We start from the raw sequence: 16,778 nt of genomic DNA, 5'->3' as shown, positions 1-16,778 counted from the left end.
ATGGGCTCCGGTGGCACAGCGGGGCGCCGCGCCACAGTAGGGTTGTCCAATGCGCAGCATGCTGAGAAAAGCACCCGGCCGGCTGGAGAAACTGGACCGCAGCATCGTCAGGTCAGTCTCCCGGTTCCCCGGCGGAAGCCACGACGACTTCTTTCGCCGGCTCTCCGCCGCTGCCAACCAGGGAAAACTCTGGCTCGGCCTGGCTGCGGTGATGGCTGCTTTCCCCGGCAAGACCAGGCGGGCTGCGCTGCATGGCGTATTGGCCCAAGGTGTGGCGTCGGCCGCGACCAACCTGGTCTTCAAGTCGCTGTTGCCGCGGGCGCGCCCGCTGCCCGAGCACCTGCCGGTCTTCCGCTTTGTCAATCCCCAGCCCACAAGTTCGTCCATGCCCTCGGGCCATTCCGCCTCGGCCGCCGCCTTCGCCCTGGGCGTCGGGCTGGTCCGCCCGGTGCTGGGCGCTGCACTGGCGCCCGTCGCCGCCGGGGTGGCCTATTCCCGGGTGCACACCGGGGCGCACTGGCCCTCGGACGTCGTGCTGGGCTCCGCCCTCGGCGCCGGCGCAGCCCTGGCGACCCGGAAGTGGTGGCCGGTCCGGCCGCCGTTCCCCGCCGTCCAGCGCACTCCGGTCCAGGCAGCAGCACTGCCCGACGGCGAGGGACTCGGGATCGCGGTCAACACCCTTGGCGGTTCCTATGCCGAAGAGACGGCGGCGGCCCTGCAAAAGGTATTCCCCAAGGCGTATATAAAGGAAATCGGCCATGACGATGACGTCGAGACCGAAGTCGCAGCGGTGGCGTCCCGCTCCGGAGTCGTGGCCCTGGGGGTCTGGGGCGGCGACGGCACGGTAGGAGCGGCCGCCGCGGCCGCCGTCGCCCGCGACCTGCCGCTGCTGGTCCTGCCGGGCGGAACCCTGAACCACTTCGCCCGCGACGCCGGGACGCCCAACCTGCAGGCCGCCGTCGATGCCGCGTCCGAGGGGCAGGCAGCGCGCGCGGACATCGGGTGCGTGCTGGTGGAGCGGGGACTGCCGGAAAACCCGGAGCAGCTGGAACTGACGATGCTGAACACCGCCAGCATCGGCCTTTACCCCAATCTGGTGCGGCGCCGGGAGCACCTCCAGCCCGCGTTGGGCAAACCGCTGGCCGGGGTCATCGCCATGTTCCGCACCTTCGCCGCCGGCACCCCCACCAGCCTGGTGGTGGACGGAGTGCGGCACAAGCTGTGGATCCTCTACGTCGGACGGGGCCGCTACTACCCCCGTGACCACGCACCCCTGGTCCGGCCCGTGCTGGACGACGGTGTCCTGGACCTGCGGATGATCACCGCGGATGAGTCCTTCGCACGCCTGCGGCTGCTGTGGTCGGTGCTGACCGGAACCGTGGCAACCTCGGGCATCACCCACCTGAGCGAGGCCACCCGCGTACGGGTGGAACCGGGAAACTCCTCCATGGTGCTGGCAGTTGACGGCGAAGTCATGCCCGGGGTCCGTGCCGTGGAGTTCTCGATTAAGCGCCGGGCACTGGTGTACTACACCCCCCAGCCGCGGGACTGACCGGGTCATCCCGGTCATCATCCCCATGGACTACCCTGAGCCGGCCCTGAATCATCCCTGAGTACGGCGAAATCCTCGGAGGGCGCCGGTAGCGTGGGGCGTAAACAACCACACGCAACGCAAAGGAACGCTTCCATGATCGAAGCACGAGGCCTGACCAAGGTGTACGGCGACAAGACCGCCGTCGCCGGAGTCAATTTTACCGTCGAAGCCGGCCGGGTCACCGGCTTCCTGGGCCCGAACGGGGCCGGCAAGTCCACCACGATGCGGATGATCATGGGACTGGACCGTCCGACGTCGGGCTCGGTCACGGTCAACGGTGTGCCGTTCGCACGGCATCACGCACCGCTGCGCGACGTCGGGGCGCTGCTGGACGCGAAGGCCGTCCACACGAGCCGGTCGGCGTACAACCACCTGCTCGCCATGGCGGCGACCCACGGAATTCCGAAGAAGCGCGTGCACGAGGTCATCGAGATGACCGGCCTCGCCGAGGTGGCACGGAAAAAGGTCGGCGGCTTCTCCCTGGGCATGGGCCAGCGGCTGGGCATCGCCGCGGCGCTGCTCGGCGACCCGCAGACAGTGATCCTGGACGAGCCGGTGAACGGCCTGGACCCGGAGGGCGTGGTCTGGGTCCGCAACCTGGTCAAATACCTGGCCTCCGAAGGCCGCACGGTCTTCCTTTCCAGCCACCTGATGAGTGAAATGGCGGTCACCGCGGACCACCTGATCGTGATCGGACGCGGCCGCATCATCGCGGACGCCCCCATCCAGGACATCATCAGCGGCAACGGACAGGGCCGGACCAGGGTCCGCACCGACCAGCCGGACCAGCTGATGCGCCTGTTGGCGGGCGCCAACGTCTCGGTTGAAGCCCCGGAGAACGAACTCCTCGAGGTCACCGGGCTGGACCCGCGGCAGATCGCCCGTACCGCCCTCGACAACCACATCATGATTTACGAACTCACCCCGCTCCGCGCCAGCCTGGAGGAGGCCTATATGGAGCTGACCAAGGATGAGGTCGAATACCACTCGCTGATCACCACGGGCGCCCCGGCACCTGTCCAGTCCGGAGGCAACTAGGCCATGAGCTCAACTACTCTCGAACCCACTCCGTCCCGCCGCGGCGCGCACGCCGGCACCGCTGACAGCCGCACCGGTGAGGGACTCAGCCAGGGCCCCGGCCCGAGCTTCCTGCGGGTCCTCAACTCCGAATTCATCAAATTCCGTAGCCTGCTGTCCACCCTGATCCTGCTCGGTTGCACGGTTCTGGTCATGGTGGGCTTCGGCGCCCTCTCGGCCTGGGGAACGGGACAGTTCGCCCGCGCCGCGGAGACGGATCCGGGCGCCGCCGCGGCCTTCGCCGCGCAGGGCGGCGAACTGGCCGTCAGCACGCCTACGTCCGGCATCGCGTTCGCGCAGCTGATCCTGGGCTCCCTCGGCGTGCTGCTCATGAGTTCCGAGTTCAGCACGGGAATGGCCCGCTCCACGTTCGCGGCCGTGCCGAAGCGGACACCCGCGTTTGCTGCGAAACTTCTCGTGGTCGTGGTAGCCGCGTTTGTCCTCACCGCCGTCTCGGTATACATCGCGGGCCTGGTTGCCTTGCCTATCCTGGACAACTACGGCCTCCCCCTCGATCTGGCCAGCTCCCAGTCGGTCAAGCTCCTGCTGGTCAACAGTCTCTACGTTGCCGCGGTGGCCGCCATCGGCATGGCGCTGGGCGGGCTGATCCGCAACTCGGCGGGCGCCATCATGGCCCTGGTGGGGTTGTTCTTCGTCCTGCCGATCGTGTTCGAGCTGATCCCCGGCGATTTCTTCAGGGAAGCCAAGAAGTACCTACCCGGCAACACCGTGCAGCCGCTGACTGCCGTCGAGCATCTCAAGGACTCCCTGGAAGTCTGGCAGGCAGCACTGGTCCTCGGGGCATGGGTCGTCATCCCGGTGCTCCTGGCCGGCATCCTGCTCAAGAAGCGGGACGTCTAGCCGCAACCATCTAGGCTCAAGGCATGAGTGAAGCAGTGCTCCTGGCGGACGCGCCGGCCGGTCAGGCCGGCGCGTCCTTCGCCGAAATTACGGCCCGGCGCCGAGGCCGGCTCCGCCGCTTCCTCTACGACCACCCCCGGGTCATGGACGTCCTGGTGGTGCTCTGTTACCTGCTCCTGGTCGCTTCGCCGGCGGTGGAGTCGGTGCAGGTCGGCACCTGGCCGGTGGTGTTCCTGCTCGCCGCGGTCGCAGCGGGGCTGTTCTTCCGCCGGTCCCGTCCCGTCTCGGTGCTGGCCGTCGTGGCCGCCCTCGAACTCGGTGTTGCGGCGCTGCACCCGTGGGGTTCCAACGCCTCCGCGGGGCTGTGGTTTGCGCTCTACGCAGTCGGCGTCGCCCGCCCGCGCCGCTTCACTCTGGCCGCCCTGGTGGCGTCGACCGCGCCGCTGGCGCTGTTGTACTCACTGCTGGCGGCCAGCCCGCTGGACGACCGGCTTCCGCAGCTGGGCGCCAGCAACCCGGCCGATTTCCAGTTGGTCGCGAGCATCGCCGCTGGGCTGGGCGTCTCCCTCTCCAACGTGATCGCCGCCGGCATCGGCATCTCCGTGCGGCAGCGGCGGGAACACGAGCAGGAAATCGCGGCGTGGGCCTCGACGACAGCCCAGCTCGGATCCGTGACGGAACGGAACCGGATCGCACGCGAGATGCACGACGTCGTTGCCCACTCGCTCACCGTGATGGTCAGCCTGTCCGACGGGGCCGCCGTCGTCCTGGACAAGGACCCGGCCCGGGCCGCGGAAGTGCTCGGGGAACTGTCCCGCACCGGCCGGACCGCGCTGGCGGACATGCGCCGGGTGCTCGGCGTGCTGCGCGACGACTCGGCAAACGCGCCGGCTCCCCGTGAGCCGCTCGTCGCGGCCGAGGATCTGGCCAAGCTGCTCGCAGGCTTCCGCGCAGCGGGTCTGCCGCTGCATTATTCCCACACCGGACCTGCCCTCCCGGAGGACACCACCTTCCTGCTGACGGTGTACCGGATCGTGCAGGAATCGCTCACCAACGTGCTCCGCTACGGCCGGTCGCTGGGCCGGGTGGACGTAAAGATTTCCCACCGGGGCGGCCTCGTCACCGTCGAAGTGCTCGACGACGGCAAAGGCAGCCTCGAGCCCACAGGACCGCTGGGCACAGGGCCGCTGGGCACAGGACCGCTGGGCACAGGCCAGGGGGTGCAGGGCATGCGGGAACGCACCCGGATCTATGCCGGCGACGTGGAGGCGGGGCCCGCACCGAACGGCGGCTGGCGCGTGTACGCGGTGCTGCACTGCACCGCAGAGAAGGAGAACCGATGAGTCCGACCGGAGCGATCCGTGTCCTGCTGGTTGACGACCAGCCCCTGCTCCGGATGGGTTTCCGGCTGATCCTCGAGGGCGAACCGGACCTGTGCGTCGTCGGCGAGGCGTCCGAGGGGACCGAAGCCGTGCGGCGCACCGCGGAGCTGGAGCCCGACGTCGTGCTGATGGACGTGCGGATGCCCATCCTTGACGGGATTGAAGCGACCCGGGCCATCACGTCCTCCGGATCGGCGGCCCGGATCATCATTCTGACCACGTTCGACCTCGACGAGTACGCCTTCGCGGGTCTGCAGGCAGGCGCCTCGGCCTTCCTGCTCAAGGACGTCGCCCCCGATGAACTGGTCAGCGCCGTCCGGGTGGTGGCCGGCGGTGACGCCGTCGTGGCCCCGCGCATCACGCAGCGGCTCCTGGAGACGTACGTGCGCGGCAGCCGGGCCGCGGCGGCCGCCGGTGCCGGTCCCCGGCCGCTTTCCGGCGCCGGGGCCGGCCGGGACCCCCTGCTGGAGGAGCTCACCCCGCGTGAAACCGAGATGCTGGAGGCCATCTCCGAGGGCCTGTCCAACGCGGAAATCGCGCACCGGTACTTTCTTTCCGAGGCGACCGTCAAGACCCACGTCCGGCGCATCCTGAACAAGCTCCACCTCCGCGACCGGGTGCAGGCCGTGGTGTACGCCTACGAAACCGGCCTTGTGGTGCCCAGTAACCCCGACTACTGACCGCCGGACATGCGCCCCGCACCGCCCCCGCGCGCCCGCACCGCCACCGCGCGCCCGCACCGCCGGACATGCCCGACGCTGACGACCAGCGATGGACTTGATGCCAATATGTCCACTCGTCGCAGCCAAGGGAGGAGGACGTGTCCGGGGGCTGCAGGGGACATGTCCATTCCTGCGTCCGCACCGCGCGCCCGCACCGCCGGACATGCCCGACGCTGACGACCAGCGATGGACATGATGCCAATATGTCCACTCGTGGCCGCCAAGGGAGGACGTGTCCGGGGGCTGGAGGGGACATGTCCATTCCTGCGCCCGCACCGCCGCGCCCGCACCGCGCGCCGCGCACCCGCACCTCCACCGCAGCCGCACCGCCGCGCAGCCTCTACCCGCGCCCGCACCGCCGGACATGCCCGACGCTGACGACCAGCGATGGACATGATGCCAATATGTCCACTCGTCGCAGCCAAGGGAGGACGTGTCCCGGGGCTGCAGGGGACATGTCCATTCCTGCGTCCGCACCCGCACCCGCACCGCCACCGCGCACCCGCACCGCGCACCCGCACCGCCGCGCGGCATCTACCCGCGCACCCGCACCGCCGGACATGCCCGACGCTGACGACCAGCGATGGACTTGATGCCAATATGTCCACTCGTGGCCGCCAAGGGAGGACGTGTCCGGGGGCTGCAGGGGACATGTCCATTCCTGCGTCCGCAAAGTGGGCATGTCCAGTTCTGCGGGCCGGCGGAGGGCATGGCCGGGGGCCGGACTCCACGCTGTAGCCCCGGCGCTAGACTCAGAGCCATGCCTTCCGCCACAGCCGCAGACCACATCCAGGACCTCGGCGCATATGTCAGCGCCTCCCCGTCGAGCTTCCACGCCGTCCATGACGCGGCCAGGCGCCTGGTCGCGGCCGGGTTCACCGGCCTCGACGAACTGCAGCCCTGGAACGGGACCGGCGCCGGCAGCGCGGGCGCCACCGGCAAGTTTTACGTGATCCGCGACGGCGCCCTGATCGCCTGGGTCACCCCGGAGGGAGCCGGACCCACCACCGGCTTCAACATCCTCGGCGCGCACACCGACTCACCGTCGTTCAAGCTGAAGCCCAGGCCCACCACCGGCAAATTCGGCTGGCTGCAGGCCGGCGTCGAAGTCTACGGCGGCCCGCTGCTCAACTCCTGGCTGGACCGCGAGCTGCAACTGGCCGGCCGGCTGGTGATGCTGGACGGCAGCCAGCACCTGACCGCCACCGGGCCGCTGCTGCGCTTCCCGCAGCTGGCCATCCATCTGGACCGTGCCGTCAACGAGGGCCTGGTCCTGGACAAGCAGCAGCACATGAACCCGGTCTTCGGCCTTGGCGACCCCGCCGCGGCCGACCTGCTGGGTCTGCTCGCCGGGCGGGTTGCGGACGCCGACGTCGATCCCGCACAGATCGGCGGGTACGACATTGTCGTGGCTGACACCCAGCCGCCGGCAGTCTTCGGGGCCAAGGATGAGTTCTTTGCCTCCGGCCGGCTGGACAACCTCTCCGCCACCCACGCCGGGCTCACCGCGCTTATCGCGCACGCCGCCGGGACGGTCCCGGCCGGCGGCCCGATCGCCGTCCTGGCCGCCTTCGATCACGAGGAAATCGGCTCCGCCTCCCGGTCGGGTGCCTGCGGGCCGGTCCTCGAAGACATTCTGGTCCGCATCTCGGATGGCCTCGGCGCCACCGCGAGCCAGCGCCGGCAGGCCCTTGCGGGGTCGTTCTGCGTTTCCGCCGACGCCGGCCACGCCGTGCACCCTAACTATGCCGAGCGCCACGACCCGGCCAACCGGCCGGTGCTCAACGGCGGACCGCTGCTGAAGATCAACGCCAACCAGCGCTACGCCACGGACGCCACCGGAGCAGCCCTCTGGGCCAGGCTCTGCTCCGACGCCGAGGTCCCCTACCAGGAATTTGTCTCCAACAATGTAATGCCCTGCGGCTCGACGATCGGACCGCTGACCGCCACCAGGCTCGGGATCAGGACCGTGGACGTGGGCGTCCCGCTGCTTTCGATGCATTCGGCCCGCGAATTGTGCGGGGTCGAGGACCCGCACCGGCTGGCCCGGGCCGTCGAGGTCTTCTTCCGGGCCACCGCCTAAGGATCCCGCCCGCAGTCCCGGCCACCCGGCAGCGGCACGGCCCCGGACCCGCGCCCCCGCCCCGCCGCCCCGTCCCGGCGTTTATCCACAACGCCGCGGGAGGCGGTTTCCCTGCCCGGCGTTGCCGTCTAGGCTGGGCGAAAGTCGCTGAAACCGGCCCGGATACACTAAGCTATTGAAGTCTGTGCTGTGCCCTGCCTCCGTTCCGGGGGAACGGCCGGCACAAGCACCGCAAATGAACCTCCTGTTACGGAAATGCCGTAACCGCTTAGCCCAAAGGAGGTGGGTTCACATATGCGTCCTTACGAATTGATGGTAATCATCGACCCCGAGGTCGAAGAGCGTGCCGTTGAGCCGTCGCTTCAGAAGTTCCTGAATGTCATCACCACCGATGGTGGCACCATCGAAAAGGTTGACATCTGGGGCCGTCGCCGGCTTGCTTACGAGATCCAGAAGAAGTCCGAAGGCATCTACGCTGTGGTCAACTTCACCGCCGCGCCGGCTACTGCCAAGGAACTTGACCGCCAGCTGGGTCTCAACGAGACGATCATGCGCACCAAGATCACCCGCCCCGAAGAGCAGAAGGTTGTTGCTGAGTAATCAGCTCCACCCCTCATTCTTTTAAATCCGCAGGAACGAACAAGGAGGCAGTAGATGGCAGGCGAAACCACTATTACGGTCATCGGTAATCTCACCAATGATCCCGAACTGAGGTTCACACCGTCAGGTTCGGCAGTAGCGAACTTCACCATCGCTTCTACGCCCCGCACCTTCGACCGCCAGTCCAATGAGTGGAAGGACGGGGAAACCCTGTTCCTCCGCGCTTCGGTATGGCGCGAAGCAGCCGAAAACGTCGCCGAGTCCCTCACCAAGGGCATGCGCGTGATCGTTTCCGGCCGGCTGAAGAGCCGTTCCTACGAAACCAAGGAAGGCGAGAAGCGCACCGTTATCGAGCTGGAAGTCGACGAAATCGGCCCCAGCCTGCGCTACGCCAACGCCAAGGTCAACCGCACCCAGCGCTCCGGCGGTCAGGGTGGTCAGGGCGGCTTCGGCGGCGGCAACAGCGGCGGTTTCGGTGGCAACTCTGGTGCAAGCCAGGGCGGCAACTCCGGCGGAAGCTGGGGCGGCGGCAACCAGCCCGCACAGCAGCAGGATGACCCCTGGGCGACGCCCGGGGTCAGCAATGCAGGCGGCGGCTGGGGCAACGGCCCCGACGCCGAACCTCCCTTCTAAACAACATCTAAGGTCCGACGTCGGGACCCGCGCGGCAGCCTCCGGCAGCAGCGCGTGAAGCGGCGCGGATCACCACCATCCCGTGGATCGACATCCACGGGCTCCATCGAATAGGAGCTCCACGATGGCTAAGGCTGAACTCCGTAAGCCCAAACCAAAGTCCAACCCCTTGAAGGCCGCTGACATCACCGTCATCGACTACAAGGACGTAGCATTGCTGCGCAAGTTCATCTCCGACCGCGGAAAGATCCGCGCCCGTCGCGTCACCGGCGTCACGGTGCAGGAACAGCGCAAGATCGCACAGGCAATCAAGAACGCCCGCGAAGTTGCTCTGCTGCCTTACTCCGGCGCTGGCCGCGGCTAAGGAAGGGATTAACTAACATGGCAAAGCTCATTCTGACCCACGAAGTCACCGGTCTCGGTGCTGCTGGCGACGTTGTCGAGGTCAAGGACGGTTACGCACGTAACTTCCTGCTGCCCCGCAACTTCGCCCTGACCTGGTCCAAGGGTGGCGAGAAGCAGGTTGAGTCGATCAAGGCTGCCCGCGTTGCCCGCGAGCACGCTTCCTTGGAAGACGCTCAGAAGCAGGCTGCTGCACTGCAGGCCAAGCCGGTCAAGCTCGTCGTCAAGGCTGGCGAGACCGGACGCCTGTTCGGCACCGTCAAGCAGGCCGACGTCGCGGACGCCGTTGAGGCTGCCGGCCTCGGCCGCATCGACAAGCGCAAGGTTGAACTGCCGGCTCACATCAAGTCGACCGGTTCCTACCAGGCCAACGTCCGCCTCCACGCCGACGTTGCTGCTGTGATCGAACTCGACGTCGTCGCCAGCAAGTAGCGCCGGGTTCCCTGAAACCGAGCTTGCGAGGTTTTAGGGGCGCTACGCAGCGCAAGTAGCGCAGGCAGTCTTTTCAACTGACTGCCGGGAGGCCCCCGGATCCGGATCCCTTTGGGACCCGGTTCCGGGGGCCTTCTGTCGTTATGCCGACGTGCCGTCATACCGGCGTGCAGCCGGCCGGAGACGATTAAGGCTGGTGCAGCACGGTGGTCACGTGCCGGTAGCCGCGTCGAATGAGTTCGGTGAGGACATCCTCGTCCACGTCCTCAAGCTTGTTGATGTACAGGCATCCCGCGCCGGTCCTGTGCTTGCCCAGCCGGGTCAGCAGCCCGGGCGAATCCGGGCTGGAGCTCAACCCGTAGAGCGAAATGCTGGCCTTGCGCGGCGAGAAGCCGACCGCCGGCGCATCCCCCTCGCGACCGGTCTCGTAGCGGTAGTGGTAGCGGCCGAATCCCACGATCGTCGGTCCCCACATTTCCGCTTCCTGGCCCGTGCTTTCAGCCATCAGCCCGAGAAGCCGGAGGCCGTCCCGCCGCCGAACCGGATGCCCGACGGCGTTGAGGAAGTCCACCACGGAGGCACCTGTCGCTTGCGTCTTGTTTTCGGCCATGAGGGAAGTCTGGCAGACGCCGGCGGCGCAGTCAGCCCCCGGGGGCGCCGGTGATAGCCTGCTGCGGTGACCCGCCAACAAGCCGCCGCCGCCCGCCGTCGTCCTTTTCGCCAGGTCGATGTCTTCTCCGCCGAACCCCTGCGAGGAAACCCGCTGGCGGTCGTCGCCGACGCCGAGGATCTCGACGCCGCCGTCATGCAACAGTTCGCGAACTGGACCAACCTCTCCGAAACAACCTTCCTGCTTCCGCCCACTGACCCGCGCGCCGATTACCGGGTGCGGATCTTCACAGGCAGCGAAGAGCTGTCCTTCGCCGGGCACCCGACGCTGGGCTCGGCCCGTGCCTGGCTGGAGGCAGGGGGCGTACCGCGGCAGGACGGCATCCTGGTCCAGGAATGTGCGGCCGGGCTGGTGCGGGTGAAGCACGACGGCGACCGGCTGGCCTTCGCCGCCCCGCCGCTGACCCGTTGCGGGCCGGTGGCCGAGCCAGACATGACCAGCATCGCGGCCGGGCTGGGCTTGCCGCGGAAGGCGCTCTTGGATGCGTCCTGGCTGGTCAACGGACCCGACTGGATCGGCGTGCTGCTGGAGACAGCTGAGCTGGTGCTCTCCATCAGACCCGACTACGGCGCCTTGGCCGGACTCAACGTGGGGGTGATCGGCCCCCACCCGGCCGGGTCCGAAGTCGACTTCGAAGTGCGCACATTCATTCCCGGCGACGCGGCCGCGGAAGACCCTGTGACCGGGAGCTTCAACGCGGGGGCGGCGCAGTGGCTGATCGGCAGCGGCCGGGCCCCCCGGTCCTACCGCGCTGCGCAGGGGACGGCCCTGGGACGGGCCGGCCGCGTCCACATCGACGCGGAGGCGGATGAGATCTGGGTCGGCGGCAGTTCGACAAGCTGCATCGAGGGTTTCGTGCTGCTTTGACGCTCCGCGACGGGGCCCGCCCGCCAGCGGTGTCCGCCGGCGGCCAGCGCCGGGAATAAAGCCGGGAAACCACGACTTCTACAGGTAGATGCAAATGCATGTAGATACCAAAACCGTGGAACAGCACCAGGAGCACACCGTGGAAACCCGCCGCATAACCGTTCTCTCCGCCGGACTCGGCGTCCCGTCCTCGAGCCGCCTGCTCGCAGACCAGCTGGCGGCCTCGTCCGAACGCCAGCTGGCCGCCGCGGGCTACGCCGTGACCGTCGACGTCGTCGAGCTGCGCGATCTCGCCGTGGATATCGCGAACAATTTCGTCACCGGTTACGCTGCCCCCCGGCTGGCCGACGTCATCGCCGGGGTCGAAGCCTCGGACGGCATTATTGCGGTCAGCCCGGTCTTCAGCGCCTCCTACAGCGGCCTGTTCAAGTCCTTCATTGACGTGCTGGATCCCAAATCGCTCGAGGGCAAGGCAGTGCTGCTGGGCGCAACGGCCGGCACCGACCGGCACCAGATGGTCCTCGACTACGCGATGCGGCCGCTGTTCAACTATCTGCGCACCAGGACGGCCGCCACCGCCGTGTTCGCCGGCCCGCAGGACTGGGGCACGAACGGCGATGGCGCGACGCCGCTCTCGGGACGGATTGAGCGGGCCGCCGAGGAGTTCGCAGGCCTGCTGCAGGGCAGCCAGCCGCGGCACCGGCAGGATCCGCTGGAGTCGCTCCCCTTCGAACAGTTGCTGGCCGGGATCTCCGGCGGGAACTAGCGTCCGGATCGACGGTCAGTCTCCGGTCAGTCCTCGAGCAGGGCGATGAATTCCTGCGCCTGCTTCAGCGAGATGTCCGAGTGCCGGGTTAACGCGGCGGCAGCCCCCGCTGCGTCGCCGCTTCGGGCCAGGGTGCGGATACGACCGTAGATCTCGTCGTTGAGCATGTTGCTGCTGACCTCGCGGGTCACGTCGCCCTTGCTGGCAATCGCCCGGTAGCGGTACGAAAAGCGCTGCGGGACGTCTTCGTCGTCGTCTGCGGGCTGCTCCGGCGCCGGCTGGGGCCGATAGGGCTGGGGGTGGGCGGCAAGCGCTCCCACCGCGTCCCGGGACGCCCGCAGGCCCTCGCCCGTGACTTCCAGATACAGTTTGATCGCGGCCATGGCCTGGCCCTGCGCGATCAGGGCATACAGCCGGCGGTGCTGCTCCTGGTCAAGCCGGGCGGCCGCCGCCCGCGCCAGCTCTGCGGAGCCCTGGGTGGGCTGCGCCGCCCGCTCGCGGGGCAGGGCCGGCTTGCGGCGCCCCATCGCGCGTGAGGCCAGCAGGACGCCGACGCCCACGAGCAGGAGGATGAGCAGGGGGATGAGCAAGGCTTCCATGGACTACAGCCGATCTACGTAATTCTTGGCGGTTAGAAGGTCTGAACGGGTGGCCTGGCGCAGCAGCCTGATTGCCTGCACCTTGTGGCCGGACCGCGCCAGGGACTGAAGCTGCAGGGTGAACTGCGGGCTCAACTGGCCGCCGGCCAGGACGGCACCGGGAATACCGGGCCCTCCGGGGCCCACCGAGTCCGGCAGCGCACCACGGCCGGCGTGGGCGCGCTGGGACTGTTGCTGGGCGTTCTGGCTCGGCTGGGTTGCCGCCTCCACCCGCGCCCGGGCCGCCAGCGCTGCCCGGACCTGCGCCTCGTAGTGTGCCCGGGAGCGCATGGCAAGTTCCAACTGGTAGCGTTCCGCGTCGGAGATCCCGAAATTCCGCGGTTTCAGCGCCGCCGCCGCAGCCCAGAGCACTGCCGCCAGGATGAGGGCAGGCAGCATGACTATCACGACATCGCCCATGGCCAAAGCTTATGCCAGATCGCTGTTGTCCACAGCACATTTCGGGGCCGGTCGGCAGGGCTGTCCACCGCGTCCGGAAACCCGCCCGCAATCCGTGAGCAGCATCACGAATTGCGCGCGGTGCGGACCCGCCGTGGAACGCCAGACCGGCCGCTATCCCCAGCCGGCAGTTGCAAGCTGTGGACGAAGCTTTGACGAAAAGTATTTTTCGTCCACAGGGCCGAACTACTGTTTCCGCAGGTCAGCGCGCTTTAAGGCAAGAAAGATTTCCGCTGTCCACAGGGTCGCCCACAGGCTGTGCACAAGCAGTGGGCACTAGTCCACACGTTATCCACAGGCCGCCGCGCCGGCCGGGTTGGTGCCAGTCGGATCGGCGGATAACGTTGCGGGTGTCTCTCCCCGCTGCGCCCGGCTCCGCCCCTCGGCACGCCCCATCGGAACCGCAGCGCGGGTGCAGCGCCGCAGGCCGTCGCCGGACAAATTGTCTGCGCCGGCTGGTAGAAAGAACCCGGTGGAAGCCTGCGGGATCATACGGCAGGACAGCACAGCACACGGCTTAAGCGCTGCCGGCGATCGCAATCTGCCGGCGCACAGTGAAGGACGGCAGTTTTGTCAGTTACGCATTTGGACTCGATCGAGGGCACCCGCGGATCCGAGGGCAGCCGCAAACCGCCCCAGGACATCCCGGCAGAGCAATCCGTGCTCGGCGGCATGATGCTGTCCAAGGACGCCATCGCTGACGTCGTGGAAATCCTTCGCGGCCAGGATTTCTACCGCCCGGCGCACGAAACGGTCTATGAGGCCATCATCGACCTGTACGGCCGCGGCGAGCCCGCCGACGCGGTCACCGTCTCGGACGAACTGACCAAGCGCGGCGAAATCAACCGGATCGGCGGCCCGGCCTACCTCCACGAGCTCATCCAGACCGTCCCCACCGCGGCAAACGCGGGATACTACGCCGAGATCGTGGCCGAGCGGGCCGTCCTGCGCAGGCTGGTCAACGCCGGCACCAAAATCGTCCAGCTCGGGTACGGGCAGGACGGCGAGGTGGAAGACCTGGTCAACCAGGCGCAGGCCGAGGTCTACGCCGTCGCCGAGCGCCGCACCGCGGAGGACTACGTCGTCCTCAAGGACGTCATGGAAGCCACCGTGGATGAGATCGAGGCCTCCGGGCACCGCGGCGAAGGCATGGTGGGCGTTCCCACCGGCTTCTACGAACTCGACGAGCTCACACACGGCCTGCACCCGGGGCAGATGATTGTCATCGCCGCGCGCCCCGCCGTCGGCAAGTCCACCTTCGCGCTGGACTTCGCCCGCTCGGCAGCCATCAAGAACAACCTTGCCACCGTGATGTTTTCCCTAGAAATGGGCCGCAACGAGATCGCCATGCGGTTGCTGTCCGCCGAGGCCACGATCGGCCTGCAGGACCTGCGCAAGGGCACCATCAAGGATGAGCAGTGGTCCAAGATCGCCACCACCATGGGCCGGATGAACGACGCCCCGCTGTTCATCGATGACAGCCCCAACATGTCCCTGATGGAGATCCGCGCCAAGTGCCGGCGCCTGAAGCAGCAGCACGACCTGAAACTGGTCATCCTCGATTACCTGCAGCTGATGAGCTCGGGCAAGAAGGTCGAATCGCGCCAGCAGGAAGTGTCCGAGTTCTCCCGCGCGCTGAAGTTGCTGGCCAAGGAACTGCAGGTGCCGGTGATCGCCCTGTCGCAGCTGAACCGCGGTTCCGAGCAGCGCCAGGACAAGCGCCCCATGGTCTCGGACCTCCGCGAGTCCGGCTCGATCGAGCAGGACGCGGACATGGTCATCCTGCTGCACCGTGAAGACGTCTATGACAAGGAGTCCCCCCGCGCGGGCGAGGCGGACATCCTCATCGCCAAGCACCGCAACGGTCCCACCAAGGACATAGTGGTGGCCTTCCAGGGCCACTACTCGCGCTTCGCCAACATGGCGGGCGACGCCGGCGGCGGCTTCTAGAGCAGGTGGTTGGGCAGCCGGTTTCCCGGCGCCCTGCCCCGGATTTCCAGCAGTTCGCGGGCGTGGGCGTGCAGCCTGCTGTCCTCCTCGGACGCCGGAACCCAGGCCGGGATGGGAACGGACGTGCCGGTTGCGTCGCGCGCCACCATGACCGTCAGGCAATACGTGGTGAGGCTGAGTTCATGCCTGCGGGGGTCCCCGGAGCGGACGTGCACGGCGATATGCATGCCTTTCGTTCCGGTGTACACCAGCCGCGCCTCCACTTCCACCAGGTGGCCGATCAGCAGCGGCCGGTAGAACCGCACGCCGCCGGAGAAGACCGCGACAGTGTCCTGGCCGCAGTAGCGGGAGGCGCAGACGTAGGCGGCTTCGTCGATCCACTTCATCACGATCCCGCCATGGACCTTTCCGCCCCAATTGACGTCCGTGGGGGCGGCGAGGAACCGCAGGGTGACCCGCTCGGCGGTGCCGGCGTCGGTGTAGTCCTGCCGGCTCATGGCCCGGACGATGTCTTCGCGGACCTTGATCCGGGCCAGCGCGTGATCGCGCTGTTCGATCTCCGCCGGCGTCACCGGTTCAAACGGCGGAACCGGAATCGGCTTTCCGTCCTCGCCCACCGCCACGAAGATCACCAGGCACTGGCTGCGCATGCGGGCGGCGCCGCCCCTCGGGTCGCCGGAGGAGACCACCGTCCGGATGTGCATCGAGGATCGGCCGGTGTAGACGATGGTGGCGGTGACTTCCACCATGTCCCCGCTCTTGACCGGATCGGCGAAGTGGATGTTCCCGACATAGGCGGTCACGCAGTAGGCCTTGGCCCAGCCGACGGCGGCGGCATAGGCGGCCTTGTCCACCCACTCGAGCACCGTTCCGGCATCCACCGAACCACTGTGGCCGACGTCGGTGGGGGCGGCCAGAAAGCGCAGGGTAACGGCGTTGGCGGAAGTCTCAGTCATGCAAGTGAGTGTACTGAGGCGCCCGGGGGCGGTGCGCCCCGGGTGGCCGCCGAAGCGAAAAACCAGAAAACGACGGCGGGCGGCCACCCAGGTGACCGCCCAGGGTGACCGCCCGCCCTCGCGTGCAGAGGTGGCGAAAGGACCGGCTAGGCCAGGGCGCCCAGCTTGGAGCCGGGGCGTCCGAAGAGGGCCTTGTCCACGGATACCTTGCCAGCTCCGACCAGGGCCACGGCCGCCGCGCCGGCGGCCAGCATGAGGACCAGTTCATAGCCGCCGGTAGCGACAAAGACGCCGGCAGCAGCATGGACCAGGAAGAGGGCGCCGAGCATGTCCAGGGCGAGCAGCACGGCGAAGACGCGGGTCAGAACGCCCACGATCAACGCGATGCCGCCCACCAGCTCCAGCGTGGCGATGGCCGGGGCAGCCAGGTCGGCCGCCGGGACGCCCATCTGCGCGAAGGATGCCTGCGTGCCGGCGATCGTCCACTCGTTGAACTTCTGCCAGCCGTGGGCGGCGAACAGGAAGCCGGTGACAACGCGGAGAATGGTCCGAGCAGTGGTGGAGAGGGTGGGCTGATTCATGGGATACCGTCCTGGTTAAATCTGCGGGCGGCAAGCAGCCGCCTTCATTGAAAGTTCAACTTATACGTTCCCAGCAATTACTTGAAAAGTCAACCAATCGCTTTA

18 protein-coding genes are annotated in these 16,778 nt (G+C 67.8%); 13 read left to right on the top strand and 5 right to left on the bottom strand.

The genetic code is table 11. From position 1 onward, the window contains the following. Positions 1 to 49: 49 nt before the first annotated feature. From AC3ANP_RS05060 to rplI, 10 genes are all read left to right on the top strand, one after another. On the top strand, positions 50 to 1,552 hold the full coding sequence (locus AC3ANP_RS05060) for a phosphatase PAP2 family protein (protein ID WP_488332249.1): 1,503 nt from the start codon (positions 50 to 52) through the stop codon (positions 1,550 to 1,552). Between the two features lie 135 nt (positions 1,553 to 1,687). After that, positions 1,688 to 2,632 (top strand): ABC transporter ATP-binding protein, encoded by a 945-nt coding sequence (locus AC3ANP_RS05055; protein ID WP_488332248.1) that lies wholly within the window; start codon positions 1,688 to 1,690, stop codon positions 2,630 to 2,632. Positions 2,633 to 2,635: 3 nt separating this feature from the next. Then, positions 2,636 to 3,532 carry an ABC transporter permease gene (locus AC3ANP_RS05050; RefSeq protein ID WP_488332247.1) on the top strand — a complete coding sequence of 299 codons (897 nt, stop codon included), beginning with the start codon at positions 2,636 to 2,638 and terminating at the stop codon, positions 3,530 to 3,532. Between the two features lie 23 nt (positions 3,533 to 3,555). After that, on the top strand, positions 3,556 to 4,875 hold the full coding sequence (locus tag AC3ANP_RS05045; RefSeq protein WP_488332246.1) for a sensor histidine kinase: 1,320 nt from the start codon (positions 3,556 to 3,558) through the stop codon (positions 4,873 to 4,875). Next, the gene (locus AC3ANP_RS05040) at positions 4,872 to 5,594 is read left to right on the top strand and encodes a response regulator (protein ID WP_488332245.1); all 723 of its coding nucleotides are present in this window, start codon (positions 4,872 to 4,874) and stop codon (positions 5,592 to 5,594) included. The genes AC3ANP_RS05045 and AC3ANP_RS05040 overlap by 4 nt, the downstream gene beginning before the upstream one ends. Positions 5,595 to 6,396: 802 nt before the next feature. Further along, entirely contained in the window at positions 6,397 to 7,719 is a 1,323-nt protein-coding gene (locus AC3ANP_RS05035) for a M18 family aminopeptidase (RefSeq protein ID WP_488332244.1), read from the top strand. 294 nt (positions 7,720 to 8,013) lie between these two features. Continuing rightward, positions 8,014 to 8,319: a 30S ribosomal protein S6 gene (gene rpsF / locus AC3ANP_RS05030; protein WP_488332243.1), complete on the top strand. Its 306-nt coding sequence runs from the start codon at positions 8,014 to 8,016 to the stop codon at positions 8,317 to 8,319. 54 nt (positions 8,320 to 8,373) lie between these two features. Next, the gene (locus tag AC3ANP_RS05025; RefSeq protein WP_488332242.1) at positions 8,374 to 8,952 is read left to right on the top strand and encodes a single-stranded DNA-binding protein; all 579 of its coding nucleotides are present in this window, start codon (positions 8,374 to 8,376) and stop codon (positions 8,950 to 8,952) included. Positions 8,953 to 9,076: 124 nt separating this feature from the next. After that, positions 9,077 to 9,316: a 30S ribosomal protein S18 gene (gene rpsR, locus AC3ANP_RS05020; protein WP_003800144.1), complete on the top strand. Its 240-nt coding sequence runs from the start codon at positions 9,077 to 9,079 to the stop codon at positions 9,314 to 9,316. A 17-nt stretch (positions 9,317 to 9,333) separates the two neighbouring features. Beyond that, the gene (gene rplI, locus AC3ANP_RS05015) at positions 9,334 to 9,786 is read left to right on the top strand and encodes a 50S ribosomal protein L9 (RefSeq protein ID WP_488332241.1); all 453 of its coding nucleotides are present in this window, start codon (positions 9,334 to 9,336) and stop codon (positions 9,784 to 9,786) included. A 187-nt stretch (positions 9,787 to 9,973) separates the two neighbouring features. On the opposite strand, the gene AC3ANP_RS05010 is transcribed toward rplI, so the two are convergent. Continuing rightward, positions 9,974 to 10,396, bottom strand: coding sequence for a DUF1801 domain-containing protein (locus AC3ANP_RS05010; protein ID WP_488332240.1), 423 nt, complete (start codon positions 10,394 to 10,396; stop codon positions 9,974 to 9,976). A gap of 66 nt (positions 10,397 to 10,462) precedes the next feature. Here AC3ANP_RS05010 and AC3ANP_RS05005 point away from each other — a divergent pair, with 66 nt between their 5' ends. Continuing rightward, positions 10,463 to 11,323, top strand: a complete 861-nt coding sequence (locus AC3ANP_RS05005) for a PhzF family phenazine biosynthesis protein (protein WP_488332239.1) — start codon at positions 10,463 to 10,465, stop codon at positions 11,321 to 11,323. A 139-nt stretch (positions 11,324 to 11,462) separates the two neighbouring features. Further along, the gene (locus AC3ANP_RS05000) at positions 11,463 to 12,089 is read left to right on the top strand and encodes an FMN reductase (RefSeq protein WP_488332978.1); all 627 of its coding nucleotides are present in this window, start codon (positions 11,463 to 11,465) and stop codon (positions 12,087 to 12,089) included. A 26-nt stretch (positions 12,090 to 12,115) separates the two neighbouring features. Here AC3ANP_RS05000 and AC3ANP_RS04995 read toward each other — a convergent pair whose 3' ends face one another. Both AC3ANP_RS04995 and AC3ANP_RS04990 read right to left on the bottom strand, forming a co-directional pair. Further along, the gene (locus tag AC3ANP_RS04995; protein WP_488332238.1) at positions 12,116 to 12,688 is read right to left on the bottom strand and encodes a hypothetical protein; all 573 of its coding nucleotides are present in this window, start codon (positions 12,686 to 12,688) and stop codon (positions 12,116 to 12,118) included. 3 nt (positions 12,689 to 12,691) lie between these two features. Further along, entirely contained in the window at positions 12,692 to 13,147 is a 456-nt protein-coding gene (locus AC3ANP_RS04990; protein ID WP_488332237.1) for a hypothetical protein, read from the bottom strand. A gap of 609 nt (positions 13,148 to 13,756) precedes the next feature. On the opposite strand from AC3ANP_RS04990, the gene dnaB reads away from it, so the two are divergent. Further along, complete coding sequence (gene dnaB, locus AC3ANP_RS04985) at positions 13,757 to 15,136, top strand: replicative DNA helicase (protein ID WP_488332236.1); 1,380 nt, start codon at positions 13,757 to 13,759, stop codon at positions 15,134 to 15,136. Here dnaB and AC3ANP_RS04980 read toward each other — a convergent pair. Together AC3ANP_RS04980 and AC3ANP_RS04975 are read right to left on the bottom strand one after the other, a co-directional pair. Then, a complete protein-coding gene (locus AC3ANP_RS04980) occupies positions 15,133 to 16,092 on the bottom strand; it encodes an acyl-CoA thioesterase (protein WP_488332235.1) in 960 nt (319 codons plus the stop codon). The genes dnaB and AC3ANP_RS04980 overlap by 4 nt on opposite strands. 146 nt (positions 16,093 to 16,238) lie before the next feature. Further along, on the bottom strand, positions 16,239 to 16,673 hold the full coding sequence (locus AC3ANP_RS04975; RefSeq protein ID WP_488332234.1) for a DoxX family protein: 435 nt from the start codon (positions 16,671 to 16,673) through the stop codon (positions 16,239 to 16,241). Positions 16,674 to 16,778 lie beyond the last annotated feature (105 nt).

Source organism: Arthrobacter sp. JB02-1C (assembly GCF_057748045.1).
Note: the sequence above shows the minus strand (reverse complement) of the source record. Positions and strands in the feature narration are given on the sequence as shown.

Coding starts and splice junctions, on each gene's coding strand:
- AC3ANP_RS05060 (WP_488332249.1), top strand. CDS start 50: ATGCGCAGCATGCTGAGAAAAGCACCCGGCCGGCTGGAGAAACTGGAC.
- AC3ANP_RS05025 (WP_488332242.1), top strand. CDS start 8,374: ATGGCAGGCGAAACCACTATTACGGTCATCGGTAATCTCACCAATGAT.
- AC3ANP_RS05045 (WP_488332246.1), top strand. CDS start 3,556: ATGAGTGAAGCAGTGCTCCTGGCGGACGCGCCGGCCGGTCAGGCCGGC.
- AC3ANP_RS05035 (WP_488332244.1), top strand. CDS start 6,397: ATGCCTTCCGCCACAGCCGCAGACCACATCCAGGACCTCGGCGCATAT.
- AC3ANP_RS04990 (WP_488332237.1), bottom strand. CDS start 13,147: ATGGGCGATGTCGTGATAGTCATGCTGCCTGCCCTCATCCTGGCGGCA.
- AC3ANP_RS04980 (WP_488332235.1), bottom strand. CDS start 16,092: ATGACTGAGACTTCCGCCAACGCCGTTACCCTGCGCTTTCTGGCCGCC.
- AC3ANP_RS05050 (WP_488332247.1), top strand. CDS start 2,636: ATGAGCTCAACTACTCTCGAACCCACTCCGTCCCGCCGCGGCGCGCAC.
- AC3ANP_RS05040 (WP_488332245.1), top strand. CDS start 4,872: ATGAGTCCGACCGGAGCGATCCGTGTCCTGCTGGTTGACGACCAGCCC.
- rpsR (WP_003800144.1), top strand. CDS start 9,077: ATGGCTAAGGCTGAACTCCGTAAGCCCAAACCAAAGTCCAACCCCTTG.
- AC3ANP_RS05055 (WP_488332248.1), top strand. CDS start 1,688: ATGATCGAAGCACGAGGCCTGACCAAGGTGTACGGCGACAAGACCGCC.
- AC3ANP_RS04995 (WP_488332238.1), bottom strand. CDS start 12,688: ATGGAAGCCTTGCTCATCCCCCTGCTCATCCTCCTGCTCGTGGGCGTC.
- AC3ANP_RS05010 (WP_488332240.1), bottom strand. CDS start 10,396: ATGGCCGAAAACAAGACGCAAGCGACAGGTGCCTCCGTGGTGGACTTC.
- AC3ANP_RS04975 (WP_488332234.1), bottom strand. CDS start 16,673: ATGAATCAGCCCACCCTCTCCACCACTGCTCGGACCATTCTCCGCGTT.
- rplI (WP_488332241.1), top strand. CDS start 9,334: ATGGCAAAGCTCATTCTGACCCACGAAGTCACCGGTCTCGGTGCTGCT.
- rpsF (WP_488332243.1), top strand. CDS start 8,014: ATGCGTCCTTACGAATTGATGGTAATCATCGACCCCGAGGTCGAAGAG.